This is a genomic window from Burkholderia puraquae (assembly GCF_002099195.1).
In the GTDB taxonomy this organism is placed as follows: Bacteria; Pseudomonadota; Gammaproteobacteria; order Burkholderiales; family Burkholderiaceae; genus Burkholderia; species Burkholderia puraquae.
In genome coordinates this window covers 264,058-280,392 of sequence record NZ_NBYX01000006.1, presented here as the reverse complement: position 1 = coordinate 280,392, position 16,335 = coordinate 264,058, and the positions used below count along the sequence as shown (strand labels likewise).

Sequence of the window (16,335 nt, the reverse complement as noted above, 5' to 3'; positions counted from 1 at the left end):
GCACCGGATGGCTGCCGGTGCGGTCGCCCGTTAGCCGGCCGCGCGCACCAGCCGCCGTGTGCGCCTAGCCGGCGGCCAAGAAGCGGTACAGATTGCGCAACATGCCGGCAGTTGCGCCCCAGATGAAGTAATGCCCGCCTGGTTCGCCATTCGGATAGGGCATCGCAAAAAAACGACGCTCGCCGCCTTCCCAGCGGAACACACGGACCTGATGGTTCGCGGGATTCATCAGGAACGCGAGCGGCACCTCGAAAATCTCGGCCACTTCGAACGTGTCGGCCTGCACGGTGAACGGCGGATGCACGAGGCCGACCACCGGCGTCACGCAGAAGCCCGTGCCGGTCAGGTAGTCGGGCAGCGCGCCGAGGATCTCGACACGCTCGTCTGCCAGCCCGATCTCTTCCTTTGCCTCGCGCAACGCGGTCGCGGTTGCATCGCGATCGAACGGTTCACGACGCCCGCCGGGGAAGCTGATCTGTCCGGCGTGGTCGTTCAGGTGGTCGGCGCGCTGGGTCAGCAGCATGGAGAGGCCGGACTCGCGGACGACGAGCGGCACGAGGACGGCCGCGCTGCGTGGATCGACCCCCTCCTGCAGCCGCGCCTCGCCGGGCTCGACGTTCCATTCGAGCGTGCGCGCGAAACGGTCGCGCAGGCCGGACGGTGTCATCAGGCTGGAATCGATGGCCGGCAGGCCGGCGCCGGTGCCTTCGACCGGCAGGACTTCGGGATCGATGATGGGGCGGCGATTCAATGGGGCTCTCGGGGTTGTGTCGTATCGAGCATATTGTCGCGCCAGAATGAAAAAAGCACCCGGGTGGGTGCTTTTTCCTTACAGCTCTTACTCTTGGGAAGCTGCTGCGGCGCGATCCTTCGACACCAGCTTTTCCTTGATACGAGCCGACTTGCCCGAACGCTCGCGCAGGTAGTACAGCTTCGCACGACGCACATCGCCGCGGCGCTTCACGACGATGCTTGCCAGCAGCGGCGAGTACGTCTGGAACGTACGCTCGACGCCTTCGCCCGACGAGATCTTGCGGACGATGAAGTTCGAGTTCAGGCCACGGTTGCGAATCGCGATTACGACGCCTTCGTAAGCCTGAACGCGCTTGCGGGTACCTTCAACCACGTTCACGTTCACGATCACCGTGTCGCCCGGGGCGAATTCGGGGATCGTCTTGCCGGCGAGCGCGCGCTCGATTTCTTCCTGCTCAAGTTTTGCGATCAGATTCATTACTGACTCCTTATGCCATCGTGTCGGCGTTAGCACCCGCCTGCTTCCAGGCCTGGCCCCGATAGAGGATGGATTCACATCAGGCACCGCACACGCATGTACGACACCGCCAATTCCCGCTCGCGCAGCCGCCTCAGGAGGCGTCCTTCGCTTCGCGTGCGAGGTTCGCAAGCCATGCCTCGTCGGCACGGCTCAACAACTTCTCGCGGCGCGCCCGGACGATCAGGTCCGGCCGCTTCCGCAACGTATTCCTCAATGCTTCCTGGCGCCGCCACCGCTCGATCTCGGCATGATGCCCGCCGAGCAGCACGTCCGGCACGCGCACGCCATCGTATTCCTCGGGGCGCGTGTAGTGCGGACAATCGAGCAGGCCATCGACGAAGCTGTCCTGCACGGCCGACTGCGAATCGTTCAGCACGCCGGGCAGCAACCGTACGACGGCATCCATCATCGCCATCGCCGGCAATTCTCCGCCGGACAGGACGAAATCGCCAAGGCTGATTTCCTCGTCGACGCAACGATCAAGCAGACGCTGGTCGATCGCTTCGTAGCGGCCGCACAGCACGACGACACCGGGTTCCTGCGCCATCCGCACCGCGCGATCGTGCGTGAGCGGCGCGCCCTGCGGCGACATCATCACGACACGCGTGCTCGCGATGCCCTGTTCGGCCTGCGCCGCTTTCGCAGCATCGATCGCGGCTTCGAGCGGCCTGGCCAGCATCACCATGCCCGGACCGCCACCGTACGGACGATCGTCGACCGTGCGGTAGTTGTCCGTCGTGAAATCACGCGGGTTCCAGGTGCGCAGCCCGAAGCGCCCTTGCTTGACGGCTCGGCTGGTGATCCCCCAGTCGGTCAGTGCACGGAACATCTCGGGAAAGAGCGTGACGACGTCGAACTGCACCGCGCTCTCGTTAACCTGGTTCATTTCAGTAATCGGCTTCCCAGTCGACGACGATGCGACGCGCCGCCTGATCCACCGTTTTGACGTATACGCCGACGAACGGAATCAACCGCTCGTCGGTGGTCGGCTGACCGTCTTTGCCGGTCGCCGGATACTCGACACGCATGATCGAATGCACGCCGTTGTCGATCATCCCGCTCACCTTCCCGAGCGCCACCGATTGCTCGTTGACGACGTCGAGACCGATCAGGTCGACCCAATAGAATTCGTCCGCGGCCAATGCCGGAAAATCTTCCCGGCGCACGAACACGCGAAAGCCGCGCATGGCAAGCGCGGCATCGCGGTCGCTGACGCCCGCGGGTTGCGCAACGACGGTGTCGCTGTGCGTCTTCGACTGCATGATGCGGATGGAAAGCCGCTCCGCACCGCGTTCCAGCCACCAGCGGCGCGCCTTGAGCAGCGCATCGCCACCGCGACCGGCGTCGGCATGCGTCGCCACCTTGACCCAGCCCTTCAGGCCATAGGCATCGACCACCGCTCCGACCTCGACGGCATCGTCGGGCCAGGCTTGCGCCATTTCGAGACTACCCTGCTCGGCAGCCTGACCGGCGTTCGCGACAACGTCGCGCTCGACCGGCTTGCGGACGAATGCGCCAAACGACGCACGCCCGCGCCTTGCATTACCGGAATCGTGACCCGCCATCAATGCACCTCACAGCCGGCACGACCGGCACACCGTGCCATGTTAGGCAGCCGGTTGCGCCTTTTGCGCTTCCTTCACGAGACGCTGGACGGTCGGCGACAGTTGCGCGCCAACGCCTTGCCAGTACGTCAGGCGATCCTGAGCGATACGCAGCGATTCGCCCTTCGTGGCAACCGGGTTGTAGAAGCCGACGCGCTCGATGAAGCGGCCGTCACGACGGTTGCGCGAATCGGTAGCAACGATGTTGTAGAACGGGCGCTTCTTCGAGCCGCCACGAGCCAGACGGATGATAACCATATGATGTCCTTCGGAAAACCGGGTTCGAAACTACTGAAACACGCGATTATAGCCGGAAACCAGAGGTACAACAAACACTTACGCGTAAAAAATCCGCGGGCGGCCTGTCCGCCGGGCATACAATCGTCGTGTCCGGGACGTTCCACACCGTCATGCCGCCCCTACGCGCCGCCTCGACACGCCGTGCTCAGCACCGTTTCGCGGCGCTGCTTGCCGGCCTTGCCTGCCTCGCATCCGCACTGGCGTTTGCCGCGCCGTTGCCGGTGGCCGAACTCGTCGTGCCGCCGGGCTTCCGCGTCGAAGTGCTGACCGACGCGGTACCGACCGCGCGCGAAATGGCGTGGTCGCCGCGCGGCATCCTGTATGTCGGTACGCGGGAAGGCCGCGTGCATGCGTTCGTGATGCATGAGGGCCGGATCAGTGCGCGCTACGTGATCGCGTCCGGGCTCGACATGCCCGTCGGCGTCGCCTACCGTGGCGGCGCACTCTATATATCCGCCGTATCGCGCATCCTGCGTCTCGATCATATCGACGACCGGCTCGCCACGCCGCCCGCACCCGCCGTCGTCACCGACGCACTGCCGACCGAACGCCATCACGGCTGGAAATTCATCGCGTTCGGCCCCGACGGCAAGCTGTACGTGCCGACCGGCGCACCGTGCAACGTCTGTCTCGCCGATCGCAACCGCTACGCGATCATCGCACGCATGAAGGCGGACGGCAGCGGAAGCGAGGTTGTCGCCCGCGGCGTACGCAATACGGTCGGCTTCGCGTGGCACCCCGAATCGGGCGAGCTGTGGTTTACCGACAACGGGCGCGACATGATGGGTGACGACGTGCCCAACGACAAGCTGAACCGCGCCCCGCGCGCCGGCCTCGACTTCGGCTTCCCGTACTGCCATGGCGGTGACACGCCCGACCCGGAATTCGGCAGCGCCGACGTATGCCGCCGCTATGTGCCACCCGTATTGAAACTCGGTGCACACGTCGCGGCACTCGGCATGCGCTTCTATACGGGGCCGATGTTTCCGGCGTCGTATCGCAATAATGTGTTCATTGCCGAACACGGCTCGTGGAACCGCAGCACGAAGGTCGGCTACCGCGTGATGCGAGTCGTCGTCCCGGCGGACGGCAGCCAGGCGCGCCAGATCCCGTTCGTCACCGGCTGGCTGCGGCCCGACGGCACGGTATGGGGACGCCCTGCCGACGTGCTGCCGCTGCCGGACGGCTCACTGCTCGTCAGCGACGACTACGCAGGTGCAATCTACCGCGTAACCTATGCGGCACCTTGACGCAGGACAGGGGTGACCGGGCCCGACCGGGCATCGTAGAATGCGTGCCGGGCCGCGCGCCCGCGCCGGCCCGCCGGCCGCCCATGCCAACGACAATACGCCGCCATCCATGTCCAGCAGCACCGCACCGTCCCGCCGCTTTCGCTCCAAGACGCTCACCGCCGCCCTCGCGTTCCTGTTCGGATCGCTCGGCGCGCACCGCTTCTATCTGTATGGCTTTCGCGACGTGTACGGCTGGGCGCACCTGCTCGCAACGATCGTCGGCATCCCGGGCTTCCTCCTGCTCGCCGCGACCCAGCGCAGCGCCGGCCTCGGCTGGTGGCTCGCAGTACCCGGCGCAATCTCGCTGCTGGCGGCGTTCCTCGCCGCGCTCGTCTACGGGCTGCGTCCCGACGAAAAATGGGACGCGCAATTCAACGCGGAGACAGGCAAGCACAGCAAGTCGGGGTGGACCGTGATCTTCGTGGTGATCTTCTCGCTGCTGATCGGCGCCTTCCTGCTGATGACCGCACTTGCGCTGTCGTTCCAGACATATTTCGAATCGCAGGTCGAAGCGGCCAAGCAGATTTCGCAGTAGGCGAAACGAACGCAACGCACCGGCACCCCGCGCCGGTCAGAACAGGTTCAATTGCAGGTCGTCGCGCGCCTGCGTCGACCGCGCGCCGGCTGAACGAACAGCAATGCGCGGCGCCGGCGCCGCGGCGGCCGGCGCACCGCGAAACTGCGACAGATCGAGAATGCCGTTCGTGCGCTCGTTCAACCCGAGCCGCTTGACGGCCTGGCGGAAGCGTTGCCGCAGCAGGTCGGCCCAGATCCCCTCGCCCTTCATTCGTTTCGAGAAATCCGAGTCGTAGTCTTTCCCGCCGCGCATGTCGCGCACGCGGTTCATCACGCGCTCCGCGCGATCGGGAAAATGCGCGGCAAGCCAGTTCTTGAACAGCGGCGCGACTTCCCATGGCAGCCTCAGGATGATGTAGCTCGCGTGCGTCGCGCCGGCTTCCGCGCACGCCTCGAGCACACGCTCCATGTCGGGCTCGGTGACGAACGGAATCATCGGTGCAATGCTTACGCCGACCGGCACGCCCGCCTCGCTCAGCGCACGAATCGTACGCAACCGTCGCGCCGGTGTTGCCGCGCGCGGTTCGAGCGTGCGCGCGAGATCGGCATCGAGCGTCGTGATCGTGACCGCCGCCATCACCTGCCCGCGTTCGGCCATCGGCGCGAGCAGGTCGAGATCGCGCTCGATCAGCGACGACTTCGTGATCGCGGCGAACGGCAACCCGCGATCGTGCATCACCTGGATCACGCTGCGCGTGATGCGCAGGTCGCGCTCGACCGGCTGATAGGCGTCGGTGTTGACGCCAAGCGCGATCGGCTCCGGCACGTAGCGCTTGCGCGAAATCTCGCGCTCGAGCAGTTCGGCCGCATTGACCTTCGCATAGATCCGGCTTTCGAAATCGAGGCCCGGCGACAGGCCGAGATAACTGTGCGTCGGCCGCGCGAAGCAGTAGATGCAGCCGTGCTCGCAGCCGCGATACGGATTGAGCGATACGCTGAATGGAATGTCGGGCGACTGGTTGTGCGTCAGGATGCTCTTCGCACGCTCCTCGAATACCTGCGTGCGCAGCGGCGCGGGAAAATCGACATCGTCGGATTCGTGCGTCCAGCCGTCGTCGACCGCTTCGCGCTGTGCGATTTCATATCGGCCCTGCAGGTTGTCGACCGCACCGCGCCCCTTGCGGGGCACGGGCGGCGCTACCGGAAATTCGTTGTCGGATCGATCGTCCATATGCCCACCCATTCGCCTGCGCCCAATACTGTACATTTATACAGTATTGGGCGCAGCATGCCAAGGGCGGGATAAAGGGCCAGACGGCCTGCCGCAGGCGTGTCAGTCGCCCACTGCGATCGTCAACGTCTCCTTGATTTCTTCCATCACGACATAGCTCTTCGACTGCACGGCGCCGGGCAGCTGCAGCAGGATATCGCCGAGCAGCTTCCGGTAGTCGGCCATCTCGCCGATCCGCGCCTTGATCAGGTAGTCGAAATCGCCGGACACGAGATGGCATTCGAGCACCTCGTCGATCTTCATCACTTCCCGGCGGAATTGCTCGAACATGTTGCCGCCCTTGTGGCCGAGCGTGATCTCGACGAACACCAGCAGCGCGGCATCGAGCTGGTGCGGATCGACACGCGCGTGATAGCCGGTGATCACGCCGTCGCGCTCCATGCGGCGCACACGCTCGATACACGGCGTGACGGTCAGTCCGACCTGTTCCGCGAGGTCTTTCATCGCCATCCGGCCGTCGTCCTGGAGCAGCTTCAGGATGCGCCGGTCGAGCTTGTCGAGCGAGCGTACGGGCTGACGTTGCGTTCTCATTTTTTTATGCTGAAAACCTGAAAAATACGATAACAAAACCTACACATTCGACAATACCATAGCGCAAAAAACTAGATCAGCTAGAGGTTACACGGAGCCGCATGTGCGCCCGGCCTCGATCTGGTCCCTTCCATCTGGAGCAGCTATGCGAGTCGTCATTCTGGGCAGCGGTGTGGTGGGCGTGGCAAGCGCGTATTACCTCGCGCGCGCCGGTCACGAAGTCACGGTGATCGACCGGGAGGCCGGCCCGGCGCTCGAGACGAGCTTCGCGAACGCAGGCCAGATCTCCCCCGGCTATGCCGCCCCGTGGGCCGCCCCCGGCGTGCCGCTGAAGGCCGTCAAGTGGATGTTCGAAAAACACGCGCCGCTCGCGATCCGCCTCGACGGCACGCGCTTCCAGCTCCAGTGGATGGTCCAGATGCTGCGCAACTGCACGGCCGAGCGCTATGCAGTCAACAAGGGCCGCATGGTTCGCCTCGCCGAATACAGCCGTGACTGCCTGCAGGCGCTGCGCGCCGATACCGGCATTCAGTACGAAGGCCGCACGGGCGGCACACTGCAGCTGTTCCGCACGCAGCAGCAACTCGACGGCGCGGCGAAGGACATCGCCGTCCTGCAGGAAGCGAACGTGCCGTTCGAACTGCTGTCGCCGGCCGACCTGAAGAACGCCGAACCGGCGCTCGCTGCCGTCTCGCACAAGCTGACGGGCGGCCTGCGCCTGCCGGGTGACGAAACGGGCGACTGCCAGCTGTTCACGACGCGCCTTGCCGCGCTCGCCGAATCGCTTGGCGTGAAGTTTCGCTACAACACGCCGATCGATGCGCTCGCGATCGCGGGCGGCAAGATCGCCGGCGTGCAGTGCGGCAGCGAGACGGTGCGCGCGGACGCGTACGTCGTCGCGCTCGGCTCGTACTCGACCAGCTTCATCTCGAACCTGATGAAGATCCCCGTCTATCCGCTGAAGGGCTATTCGATCACGGCACCGATCGTCAACGAAGCGGCCGCGCCCGTGTCGACCGTGCTCGACGAGACTTACAAGATCGCGATCACGCGTTTCGACCAGCGCATCCGCGTCGGTGGCATGGCGGAAATCGTCGGCTTCGACAAGAAGCTGCGCGCCGCACGCCGCGAAACGCTCGAAATGTGCGTGAACGACCTGTTCCCGGGCGGCGGCGACACGTCGAAGGCAACGTTCTGGACGGGCCTGCGCCCGATGACGCCGGACGGCACGCCGATCGTCGGCCGCACGCCGGTGTCGAACCTGTTCCTGAACACCGGTCACGGCACGCTCGGCTGGACGATGTCGTGCGGCTCGGGCCAGCTGCTCGCGGACCTGATCTCGGGCAAGATGCCGGCGATCCAGGCCGACGACCTGTCGGTGCATCGTTACCTGAAGGACGTGGCCGGCCAGACGCGCCCGGCATACGCATAAGCTTTATTAGCCGACGCCGCCCGCAGCGATGCGGGCCGGCCGGATCAAAAAGAAAGGCGCCCCGGGGCGCCTTTTTCATTTCATCGAACCGTCAGCCGAAAAGGGGCGCTCGTCGCGCCCCTCTTCTCGTGTGCTTACCGCCGAAGCGTCACACCGCGTCAGCCGAGCTCGGCCACGAGTTCCGGCACGAGCGCGAACAGATCGCCGACGAGGCCGTAGTCGGCCACGCTGAAGATCGGTGCTTCCGGATCCTTGTTGATCGCGACGATCACCTTCGAATCCTTCATGCCGGCCAGGTGCTGAATTGCGCCCGAGATGCCGACCGCGATATACAGCTGCGGTGCAACGATCTTGCCGGTCTGGCCAACTTGGTAGTCGTTCGGCACGAAGCCCGCATCGACTGCCGCGCGCGAAGCGCCGAGTGCCGCCGACAGCTTGTCCGCCAGCGGCTCCAGCACCTTCGTGTAGTTCTCGCCGCTGCCCAGACCGCGGCCGCCCGACACGATGATCTTCGCGCTGGTGAGCTCCGGACGGTCCAGCTTCGTCACTTCACGGCTCACGAACTGCGACTTGCCTGCGTCGGCCGCCGCTTCGATCTTCTCGACCGACGCGCTGCCGCCTTCCGCTGCAACCGGATCGAAACCCGTCGCACGCACCGTGATCACCTTGATCGGGTCGCTCGACTGCACCGTCGCGATCGCGTTGCCTGCGTAGATCGGGCGCTCGAACGTGTCGGCCGAATCGACTGCCGTGATGTCCGAGATCTGCGCGACATCCAGCTTCGCGGCGATACGCGGCGCGATGTTCTTGCCGTAGGCCGTGGCCGGCACGAGGATGTGCGAGTAATCCTTCGCGATGTTCAGCGCGGTCGCTTCGACGTTTTCCGCGAGGCCCGCTTCGAGTTGCGGCGCGTCGGCCAGCAACACTTTCGAAACGCCCGCGATCTTCGCTGCCGCGTCGGCTGCGCCTTGCGCATTGTGGCCCGCGACCAGCACGTGAATGTCGCCGCCGATCTTCGCCGCCGCCGCCACCGTGTTCAGCGTCGCGGCCTTGATCGACGCGTTGTCGTGTTCTGCAATCACCAGAATCGTCATTTCTTTCCGCTCCCTCTTACAGCACCTTGGCTTCGGTCTTCAGCTTCTCGACCAGCGTCTTCACGTCCGGCACCTTCACGCCGGCCGCGCGCTTCGGCGGCTCGACCACCTTCAGCGTCTTCAGACGCGGCGCGACATCCACGCCCAGGTCTTCCGGCTTTACGGTTTCAAGCGGCTTCTTCTTCGCCTTCATGATGTTCGGCAGCGTCACGTAACGCGGCTCGTTCAGGCGCAGGTCGGTCGTGACCACGGCCGGCAGCGTCAGCGACAGCGTTTCCGCGCCGCCGTCGACTTCGCGTGCGACCGTTGCCTTACCGTCGGCCACCGTCACCTTCGATGCGAACGTCGCTTGCGGGAGACCGGCCAGCGCAGCCAGCATCTGGCCCGTCTGGTTCGAATCGTCGTCGATGGCCTGCTTGCCGAGGATCACCAGTTGCGGCTGTTCCTTGTCGACCAGCGCCTTCAGGATCTTCGCGACGGCCAGCGGCTCGACGCTGTCGTTCGACTCGACGAGGATCGCGCGATCCGCGCCGATCGCCAGCGCCGTACGCAGCGTTTCCTGCGCTTGCGTGACACCAACCGACACGGCGATCACTTCGGTCGCCACGCCCGCTTCCTTCAGGCGCACGGCTTCTTCCACCGCGATCTCGTCGAACGGGTTCATCGACATCTTCACGTTCGCGATGTCGACGCCCGTGTTGTCCGACTTCACGCGGACCTTCACGTTGTAATCGACCACTCTTTTCACTGGCACCAGGATTTTCATGCACACGCTCCAAAGTTACGAATACGACCAGAGGCCATTCTATAGCGAGGCCTCATGACTGCGCGGCCAAGCGGACCCAACCATCGTGGTTGTCGAGGATACCGCTTCTTGGCGACGCGCCAATGATAGCGAACGGTCGTTCTATTTTAAAAGAGAAAAAACCCGGACGCAAAGCCCGGGTTTTCGATCATCGACTCTAATCTCGCCGGGCGCCTCGTGCTTCGCCCGTTACCAGGCGGCAATGACCGCGCCGCCGAACTTGCCTTCGATGAACTGCTTCACATCGGCCGAATGATAGGCCGCGATCAGTTTCGCCACCCACGGCTTGTTCCGGTCCGCGTCGCGGATCGCGAGGATGTTCGCGTACGGGCCATTCGGCCCTTCGATCGCGATCGCGTCCTGTTTCGGTTTCAACCCCGCTTCCATTGCGTAGTTGGTGTTGATCGCGGCCGCGTCGACGTCGCCGAGCGAGCGCGGAATCTGCGCCGCATCCAGTTCGACGATCTTCAGCTTGCGCGGATTGTCGACGATATCGAGCGGCGTCGCCTTCAGCCCCGCGTCCGCGCGCAGCTTCAGCAAGCCCTGCTTTTGCAGCAACAGCAGCGCACGGCCGCCGTTGGTCGGATCGTTCGGGACCGCGATGCGCGCGCCCGGCTTCAGTTCGGCCAGCGACTTCACGCGCTTCGAGTAGATGCCCATCGGGAACGTGACGGTATCCGCGACCTTGACCAGCTTGTAGCCGCGATCCTTCACCTGCGCCTGCAGATACGGATCGTGCTGGTAGCTGTTCGCGTCGAGGTCGCCCGACGCGAGCGCGGCGTTCGGCTGCACGTAATCGGAGAATTCGACGATGCGGATGTCGAGGCCGCTCTTCGCCGCGACCTTCTTCACCACTTCCATGATCTGCGCGTGCGGCCCGCCCGTCACGCCCACCTTGATGGTTTCTGCCTGTGCGTGTGCGCCCGCAAACAGCGCGGCCGCGCCCAGTGCCGCCGCGAATTTCAGCATGAAGCGTCGTTGCATCGTGTGTCCCCTAACGAATCAGTCTTGTTTTACTTGTGGCTCAGCCGGCGGACGAGCCAGTCGCCGAACGACTGCACGATCTGCACGAACACGATCAGGATTGCGACCACCGTCCACATCACTTCGGGCAGATAGCGCTGGTAGCCGTAGCGGATCCCGAGATCGCCGAGGCCGCCGCCGCCGATCGCGCCTGCCATCGCCGAATAGCCGACCAGCGACACGAACGTGATCGTCAGGCCCGCTACGACGCCCGGCAGCGATTCGGGCAGCAGCACCTTGAAGACGATCTGCGACGTGGTCGCACCCATCGATTGCGCGGCCTCGATCAGCCCGCGGTCGACTTCGCGCAACGCCGTCTCGACGAGACGCGCGATGAACGGCGCGGCCGCGAGCGTCAGCGGCACGACCGCCGCGGCCGTGCCGATCGACGAACCGGTCATGAGCCGCGTAAACGGAATCACCGCGACCAGCAGGATGATGAACGGTGTCGAGCGGACGGCATTCACGATGCCGCCGAGCACGCGATTCACGGCGAGGTTCTGCAGCACGCCCTGGCGGTCGGTCAGGTAGAGCAGCACGCCGAGCGGCAGGCCGACGAGCGCGCCGACGGCCCCGGAGATGCCGACCATGATCAGCGTCTCCCAGAACGACTGCACGAACATATCGAACATCTCACTCAACATACGAAAGCTCCTCTACCACCACGCCTTGCTCGCGCAGGAACGCGAGCGCCTGCCCGACCTTGCCCGGCTCGCCGCCCGCGAGCACCGCGAGCGAACCGAATGCCTGCCCCTGGATCTCGTCGATCTGTCCGTGCAGGATGTTGAAATCGAGTTCGTACCGGCGGATCGTCTCCGACAGGATCGGCTGGTCGACACCCGAGCCCGTGAACGCGAGCCGCAGCAGATGCCCGCTGCCCGTCTTCAGCCGCTCGGCCACGCGCGCCTTCAGCGCGGGCGGCAACTCCTGCGCGATCACGTCGCCGATCAGGGCGCGCGTCACTTCGTGATGCGGCTGCAGGAACACGTCGATCACGCGGCCTTCCTCGACCACGCGCCCGGCATCGAGCACCGCAACGCGATCGCACACCTGCTTGATCACTTCCATCTGGTGCGTGATCAGCACGATCGTCAGGCCGAGTTCGCGGTTGATGCGTTTCAGCAGGTCGAGGATCGAACGCGTGGTCTCGGGATCGAGCGCGGACGTCGCTTCGTCCGACAGCAGCACCTTCGGCTGGCTCGCGAGCGCGCGTGCGATGCCGACGCGCTGCTTCTGCCCGCCGCTGATCTGCGACGGATAGCGGTCCTTCTGCGCGGACAGCCCGACGAGGTCGAGCAGCGGCAGCACGGCGGCCTCGATGTCGGCACGGCTTGCGCCGGCCAGCTCGAGCGGCAGCGCGACGTTGTCGAACACCGTGCGCGACGACAGCAGGTTGAAGTGCTGGAAGATCATGCCGATCTCGCGGCGCGCCTCGCGCAGCGCGCCGGCCGGCAGCAGCATGAGATCGCGCCCGCCGACGACGACATTGCCTTCGGTCGGCCGCGTGAGCAGGTTGATGGTGCGCACGAGCGTGCTCTTGCCGGCGCCGCTTCGGCCGATGATGCCGAACACCTCGCCCTGCGGGATCGTCAGGTTGACGTTGCGCAGCGCCTCGACCCAGCCGCCCGGCCCGGGGAATCGCTGCGAAAGATTGCGTAATTCGATCATGTAAACAAAACGGCGGCCGGCTGGCAAGTTGGCCCGCCAGTCGGCCGCCGATGCATCTGGAATAACCGGCGATTTTACCGCAAACCCCTCATTCCCCTTAATAATCGATTTCGATCTTTTCATAACCATACGAAATTAGAGGAGCGCCGCTGGCGCGCCGCAACGGTGCCGCGACTATGATCCGGAACACACATGCCAACCGCCAGGGGACACGCCAGATGACCGCCACCACCACGCCGGCCGCCGCACCCGCCACCGCCGGACCGGCGCCTTCGTCGTCGCCCGCGCCGATCATGGGCCGGCTGCGTACCGCGGACGGGCTCGAACTGGCGTCGTACCGCTGGCCGGCCGGCGACGGCACCGCGCCGCCGCGCGCGACGATCGCACTCGTGCACGGCCTTGCCGAACACGCGGGCCGCTATGCCGCGCTCGCCGGTCGGCTGAATGCGGCCGGCATCGACGTGCTCGCGATCGATCTGCGCGGGCACGGCCAGTCACCCGGCAAGCGTGCTTGGGTCGAGCGCTTCGACGGCTACCTGAACGATGCGGATGCACTGATCGCCGAAGCCGCGCGCGGCAATTCGCCGCTGTTCCTGATGGGGCACAGCATGGGCGGTGCGGTCGCGGCGCTATACGCGATCGAACGTGCGCCGGCAAGCGGCCATGCGCTGACGGGCCTCGTGCTGTCGAGCCCGGCGCTCGCGCCGGGGCGCGACGTGCCGCGCTGGATGCTCGCGGTGAGCCGCGTCATCAGCCGCGTCTGGCCGACCTTCCCCGCGATCAAGATCGATGCGGCGCTGCTGTCGCGCGATCCAGCCATCATCGCGGCCAATCGCGCCGATCCGCTCGTGCATCACGGCGCGGTGCCGGCGCGCACCGGTGCGGAGATTCTCGACGCGATGGCACGCATCGAAAGCGGCCGCGGCGCGCTGCGCGTACCGGTGCTCGTCTATCACGGCACCGAGGACAAGCTGACCGAGCCGGACGGCAGCCGCGCGTTCGGGGCGCGCGTCGGCTCGCCCGATCGTACGCTGACGCTATACGAAGGCAGCTTTCACGAAACGATGAACGATCTCGAACGCGATCGCGTGATCGACGCGCTGATCGCGTGGATTCACGCGCGCGTGCCGGCGCGCTGAGCGCGCCGGGCCCGGCCGGCCAATCGGAAATCAAATGCCGGCCAGCACGCGCAGGTGTGCGACAACGCTGCGCCCGAGCGCGGAGAGGTTGTAGCCGCCTTCGAGGCAGCTCACGATGCGGCCCTGCGCATGCCGGCGCGCCACGTCGACGATCTGCGCAGTCAGCCATTCGAAGTCGGATTCGACGAGGCCGAGGTTGCCGATATCGTCCTCGCGATGCGCATCGAAACCCGCCGACACGAACAGCATCTGCGGCTTGAACGCATCGAGGCGCGGCAGCCAGAACATGTCGACGGCTTCGCGGATCGCCATCCCGTTGCTGCGCGCGGGCATCGGCAGGTTGACCATGTTCGGCGCCTGGTGATCGACGCCCGAGAACGGGTACAGCGGATGCTGGAAGAAGCTGCACATCAGCACGCGCTCGTCGTTCGCGAACGCGGCCTCGGTGCCGTTGCCATGGTGCACGTCGAAATCGATGATCGCCACGCGCTCGAGACCGTGTACGTCGAGCGCATGCCGCGCGGCAATCGCGACGTTGTTGAAGAAGCAGAAACCCATCGCACGCGCAGGCTCCGCATGGTGGCCGGGCGGGCGCACGCCGCAGAACGCATTCGCATAGCGGCCTTCGATCACCGCGTCGGTCGCCGCGATCGCGGCGCCGGCCGCGCGCAGCGCCGCGCGCCACGTATCGCGGTTCATCAGCGTATCGGGATCGATCTCGACGTAGCCGTCGACCGGCGTCATGCTCCGGATGTAGTCGATGTGCGCCTGCGTATGCACCCGGCCCAGTGCCACCTCGCTCGCGAACGGCGCGGTCTCGTGCACGATCAGGTCGTCGATGCGGCTCGCAATCAGTTGATCCTGGATCGCCGACAGGCGAGCCGGGCATTCCGGATGCCATTCCCCCATCTCGTGCAGCATGCAGTCGGGGTGCGTATAGAAAGCGGTTGCCATAAGCTGTCATCCGCGGCGCACGGTGCGCCGCAGGTCTCCATCAATGATGTCCATCGTCTGCCGCGAATTCGCCGCTAACTTACCACAACGGGAGCCCGCCACGCCCCGGCACGCTGGATCCGTCGGGTATACTGCGCCGAACCCAATCGCCCTGTCCGCCCGCTTCGACATGAATTCCAGCAAGCCTGCCGCCCTTCTCTCCGCGCTGTTCCGTGTTCGCGTCCCGCTCGTTGCGGCCGCTGTAGTCGCGGCCCTCGGCACCGCGCCCGCCGGCGCGCAGACGCAACCCGCGAAATCCGCGGGCAAGCTCGTCGCACAGGCCCAGCCGCAGCAGCCGACGCCGCAAGGCCAGACCTTCGAAGAGGAAATCGTTCCGCAGCGTTACGCGAACAACGCGAAGGTCGACGCGTTCATCGACGAGATGGTGAGCCGCAACGGCTTCGACTCGGCGAGCCTGCATGCGCTGTTCTCGCGCATCAGCTATTCGGCGACGGCCGTCAAGCTCGTGAAGCCGGCCCCGTCGCCGACGGTCAAGAACTGGCGCGTCTATCGATCGCGCTTCATCGAGCCGATCCGCATCAACGCGGGCGTGAAATTCTGGAAGGCGAACCAGGCAACGCTGCAGCGCGCATCCGAGCAATTCGGCGTGCCGCCCGAGGTGATCGTCGGCATCATCGGCGTCGAGACGATCTACGGCCGCTACATGGGCAATTTCCGCGTGCTCGACGCGCTGACGACGCTCACGTTCGACTATCCGGACACGCCGAATCGCGACAGCCGCCAGGCGACCTTCCGCAAGAACCTCGAGGATTTCCTGGTCTGGACCCGCGACAACCAGCTCGACCCGACCACCGTGCTCGGCTCGTATACGGGCGCGATCGGGATCCCGCAGTTCCTGCCGAGCAGCATCCGCGAATATGCGGTCGACTTCGACGGCACCGGCCATGTCGACCTGCGCAGCAGTCCTGTCGATGCGATCGGCAGCGTCGCGAACTACCTGAAGCAGCACGGCTGGGAAACCGACCGCCCGGTGGTCTGGCAGATCACACCCGATACGGGCAGCCTGGGGATCGCACAGGCCGCCGCCGACGGCCAGCCCGAACCGCACTGGGCGCTGTCGCAACTGCTGCGCGCGGGCATGACGCTGAACGAGCCGACGGTCAACATCACCACCGAAGGCGGGACACCTGTAACGGTGGTCGATTTGCCGTCGCCGGGCCGCGCGACCGAATACATGCTCGGGCTCAAGAATTTCTACGTACTGACGCGCTACAACCGCAGCTTCTTCTACGCGCTCACCGTGTACCAGCTTGGCGAGGCCGTGAAGGCACAGATGGAAGCGAGCGGCGCACTTCAGCCGATCGATACCGAAACGCAGTCGCAGTAAGCACCGTCCGCCCAAAGAAAAAGCGC

18 protein-coding genes are annotated in these 16,335 nt (G+C 65.4%); 5 read left to right on the top strand and 13 right to left on the bottom strand.

What is annotated here, in order from left to right:
- Window positions 1–64: 64 nt before the first annotated feature.
- From B7G54_RS15045 to rpsP, 5 genes are all read right to left on the bottom strand, one after another.
- On the bottom strand, window positions 65–751 hold the full coding sequence (locus B7G54_RS15045) for a CoA pyrophosphatase (protein WP_085039769.1): 687 nt from the start codon (window positions 749–751) through the stop codon (window positions 65–67).
- 87 nt (window positions 752–838) lie between these two features.
- Window positions 839–1,231: a 50S ribosomal protein L19 gene (gene rplS, locus B7G54_RS15040; protein WP_085039768.1), complete on the bottom strand. Its 393-nt coding sequence runs from the start codon at window positions 1,229–1,231 to the stop codon at window positions 839–841.
- Between the two features lie 133 nt (window positions 1,232–1,364).
- Entirely contained in the window at window positions 1,365–2,159 is a 795-nt protein-coding gene (gene trmD, locus B7G54_RS15035) for a tRNA (guanosine(37)-N1)-methyltransferase TrmD (protein WP_085039767.1), read from the bottom strand.
- Window position 2,160: 1 nt separating this feature from the next.
- Complete coding sequence (gene rimM / locus B7G54_RS15030; protein WP_085039766.1) at window positions 2,161–2,838, bottom strand: ribosome maturation factor RimM; 678 nt, start codon at window positions 2,836–2,838, stop codon at window positions 2,161–2,163.
- Between the two features lie 42 nt (window positions 2,839–2,880).
- Window positions 2,881–3,135 (bottom strand): 30S ribosomal protein S16, encoded by a 255-nt coding sequence (gene rpsP, locus B7G54_RS15025; protein ID WP_006476550.1) that lies wholly within the window; start codon window positions 3,133–3,135, stop codon window positions 2,881–2,883.
- Window positions 3,136–3,287: 152 nt separating this feature from the next.
- On the opposite strand from rpsP, the gene B7G54_RS15020 reads away from it, so the two are divergent.
- Together B7G54_RS15020 and B7G54_RS15015 are read left to right on the top strand one after the other, a co-directional pair.
- Window positions 3,288–4,427, top strand: a complete 1,140-nt coding sequence (locus B7G54_RS15020; RefSeq protein WP_085039765.1) for a PQQ-dependent sugar dehydrogenase — start codon at window positions 3,288–3,290, stop codon at window positions 4,425–4,427.
- A 109-nt stretch (window positions 4,428–4,536) separates the two neighbouring features.
- Entirely contained in the window at window positions 4,537–5,004 is a 468-nt protein-coding gene (locus B7G54_RS15015; RefSeq protein ID WP_060062168.1) for an NINE protein, read from the top strand.
- Between the two features lie 36 nt (window positions 5,005–5,040).
- Here the strand turns inward: B7G54_RS15015 and B7G54_RS15010 are convergent, their stop codons facing one another.
- Together B7G54_RS15010 and B7G54_RS15005 are read right to left on the bottom strand one after the other, a co-directional pair.
- Complete coding sequence (locus tag B7G54_RS15010) at window positions 5,041–6,228, bottom strand: PA0069 family radical SAM protein (protein ID WP_085039764.1); 1,188 nt, start codon at window positions 6,226–6,228, stop codon at window positions 5,041–5,043.
- 90 nt (window positions 6,229–6,318) lie between these two features.
- Window positions 6,319–6,807, bottom strand: coding sequence for an Lrp/AsnC ligand binding domain-containing protein (locus B7G54_RS15005; protein ID WP_011351353.1), 489 nt, complete (start codon window positions 6,805–6,807; stop codon window positions 6,319–6,321).
- A gap of 145 nt (window positions 6,808–6,952) precedes the next feature.
- Here B7G54_RS15005 and B7G54_RS15000 point away from each other — a divergent pair, with 145 nt between their 5' ends.
- Window positions 6,953–8,239, top strand: coding sequence for a D-amino acid dehydrogenase (locus B7G54_RS15000; RefSeq protein ID WP_085039763.1), 1,287 nt, complete (start codon window positions 6,953–6,955; stop codon window positions 8,237–8,239).
- Between the two features lie 158 nt (window positions 8,240–8,397).
- Here B7G54_RS15000 and B7G54_RS14995 read toward each other — a convergent pair whose 3' ends face one another.
- From B7G54_RS14995 to B7G54_RS14975, 5 genes are all read right to left on the bottom strand, one after another.
- On the bottom strand, window positions 8,398–9,333 hold the full coding sequence (locus B7G54_RS14995; protein WP_085039762.1) for an electron transfer flavoprotein subunit alpha/FixB family protein: 936 nt from the start codon (window positions 9,331–9,333) through the stop codon (window positions 8,398–8,400).
- A gap of 16 nt (window positions 9,334–9,349) precedes the next feature.
- A complete protein-coding gene (locus B7G54_RS14990; protein WP_006496532.1) occupies window positions 9,350–10,099 on the bottom strand; it encodes an electron transfer flavoprotein subunit beta/FixA family protein in 750 nt (249 codons plus the stop codon).
- Window positions 10,100–10,327: 228 nt separating this feature from the next.
- Window positions 10,328–11,122 (bottom strand): MetQ/NlpA family ABC transporter substrate-binding protein, encoded by a 795-nt coding sequence (locus B7G54_RS14985; RefSeq protein ID WP_085039761.1) that lies wholly within the window; start codon window positions 11,120–11,122, stop codon window positions 10,328–10,330.
- A 29-nt stretch (window positions 11,123–11,151) separates the two neighbouring features.
- Entirely contained in the window at window positions 11,152–11,805 is a 654-nt protein-coding gene (locus B7G54_RS14980) for a methionine ABC transporter permease (protein ID WP_085039836.1), read from the bottom strand.
- Window positions 11,795–12,829: a methionine ABC transporter ATP-binding protein gene (locus B7G54_RS14975; protein WP_085039760.1), complete on the bottom strand. Its 1,035-nt coding sequence runs from the start codon at window positions 12,827–12,829 to the stop codon at window positions 11,795–11,797. The genes B7G54_RS14980 and B7G54_RS14975 overlap by 11 nt, the downstream gene beginning before the upstream one ends.
- A gap of 218 nt (window positions 12,830–13,047) precedes the next feature.
- Between B7G54_RS14975 and B7G54_RS14970 the strand changes: the two genes are divergently transcribed.
- The gene (locus B7G54_RS14970; RefSeq protein ID WP_085039759.1) at window positions 13,048–13,968 is read left to right on the top strand and encodes an alpha/beta hydrolase; all 921 of its coding nucleotides are present in this window, start codon (window positions 13,048–13,050) and stop codon (window positions 13,966–13,968) included.
- A gap of 30 nt (window positions 13,969–13,998) precedes the next feature.
- On the opposite strand, the gene B7G54_RS14965 is transcribed toward B7G54_RS14970, so the two are convergent.
- Complete coding sequence (locus B7G54_RS14965) at window positions 13,999–14,922, bottom strand: histone deacetylase family protein (RefSeq protein ID WP_085039758.1); 924 nt, start codon at window positions 14,920–14,922, stop codon at window positions 13,999–14,001.
- A 43-nt stretch (window positions 14,923–14,965) separates the two neighbouring features.
- On the opposite strand from B7G54_RS14965, the gene mltB reads away from it, so the two are divergent.
- Window positions 14,966–16,309: a lytic murein transglycosylase B gene (gene mltB / locus B7G54_RS14960; protein ID WP_085039757.1), complete on the top strand. Its 1,344-nt coding sequence runs from the start codon at window positions 14,966–14,968 to the stop codon at window positions 16,307–16,309.
- The last annotated feature ends 26 nt before the right edge of the window (window positions 16,310–16,335 follow it).

Excerpts from the sequence above, each read along its gene's own strand:
- B7G54_RS14975 (WP_085039760.1), bottom strand. The coding sequence starts at position 12,829 with ATGATCGAATTACGCAATCTTTCGCAGCGATTCCCCGGGCCGGGCGGC.
- rimM (WP_085039766.1), bottom strand. The coding sequence starts at position 2,838 with ATGGCGGGTCACGATTCCGGTAATGCAAGGCGCGGGCGTGCGTCGTTT.
- trmD (WP_085039767.1), bottom strand. The coding sequence starts at position 2,159 with ATGAACCAGGTTAACGAGAGCGCGGTGCAGTTCGACGTCGTCACGCTC.
- rpsP (WP_006476550.1), bottom strand. The coding sequence starts at position 3,135 with ATGGTTATCATCCGTCTGGCTCGTGGCGGCTCGAAGAAGCGCCCGTTC.
- mltB (WP_085039757.1), top strand. The coding sequence starts at position 14,966 with ATGATGTCCATCGTCTGCCGCGAATTCGCCGCTAACTTACCACAACGG.
- B7G54_RS14980 (WP_085039836.1), bottom strand. The coding sequence starts at position 11,805 with ATGTTGAGTGAGATGTTCGATATGTTCGTGCAGTCGTTCTGGGAGACG.
- B7G54_RS14985 (WP_085039761.1), bottom strand. The coding sequence starts at position 11,122 with ATGCAACGACGCTTCATGCTGAAATTCGCGGCGGCACTGGGCGCGGCC.
- B7G54_RS15000 (WP_085039763.1), top strand. The coding sequence starts at position 6,953 with ATGCGAGTCGTCATTCTGGGCAGCGGTGTGGTGGGCGTGGCAAGCGCG.
- B7G54_RS14965 (WP_085039758.1), bottom strand. The coding sequence starts at position 14,922 with ATGGCAACCGCTTTCTATACGCACCCCGACTGCATGCTGCACGAGATG.
- rplS (WP_085039768.1), bottom strand. The coding sequence starts at position 1,231 with ATGAATCTGATCGCAAAACTTGAGCAGGAAGAAATCGAGCGCGCGCTC.
- B7G54_RS15015 (WP_060062168.1), top strand. The coding sequence starts at position 4,537 with ATGTCCAGCAGCACCGCACCGTCCCGCCGCTTTCGCTCCAAGACGCTC.
- B7G54_RS14995 (WP_085039762.1), bottom strand. The coding sequence starts at position 9,333 with ATGACGATTCTGGTGATTGCAGAACACGACAACGCGTCGATCAAGGCC.
- B7G54_RS15005 (WP_011351353.1), bottom strand. The coding sequence starts at position 6,807 with ATGAGAACGCAACGTCAGCCCGTACGCTCGCTCGACAAGCTCGACCGG.
- B7G54_RS14990 (WP_006496532.1), bottom strand. The coding sequence starts at position 10,099 with ATGAAAATCCTGGTGCCAGTGAAAAGAGTGGTCGATTACAACGTGAAG.
- B7G54_RS15020 (WP_085039765.1), top strand. The coding sequence starts at position 3,288 with ATGCCGCCCCTACGCGCCGCCTCGACACGCCGTGCTCAGCACCGTTTC.
- B7G54_RS14970 (WP_085039759.1), top strand. The coding sequence starts at position 13,048 with ATGACCGCCACCACCACGCCGGCCGCCGCACCCGCCACCGCCGGACCG.
- B7G54_RS15010 (WP_085039764.1), bottom strand. The coding sequence starts at position 6,228 with ATGGGTGGGCATATGGACGATCGATCCGACAACGAATTTCCGGTAGCG.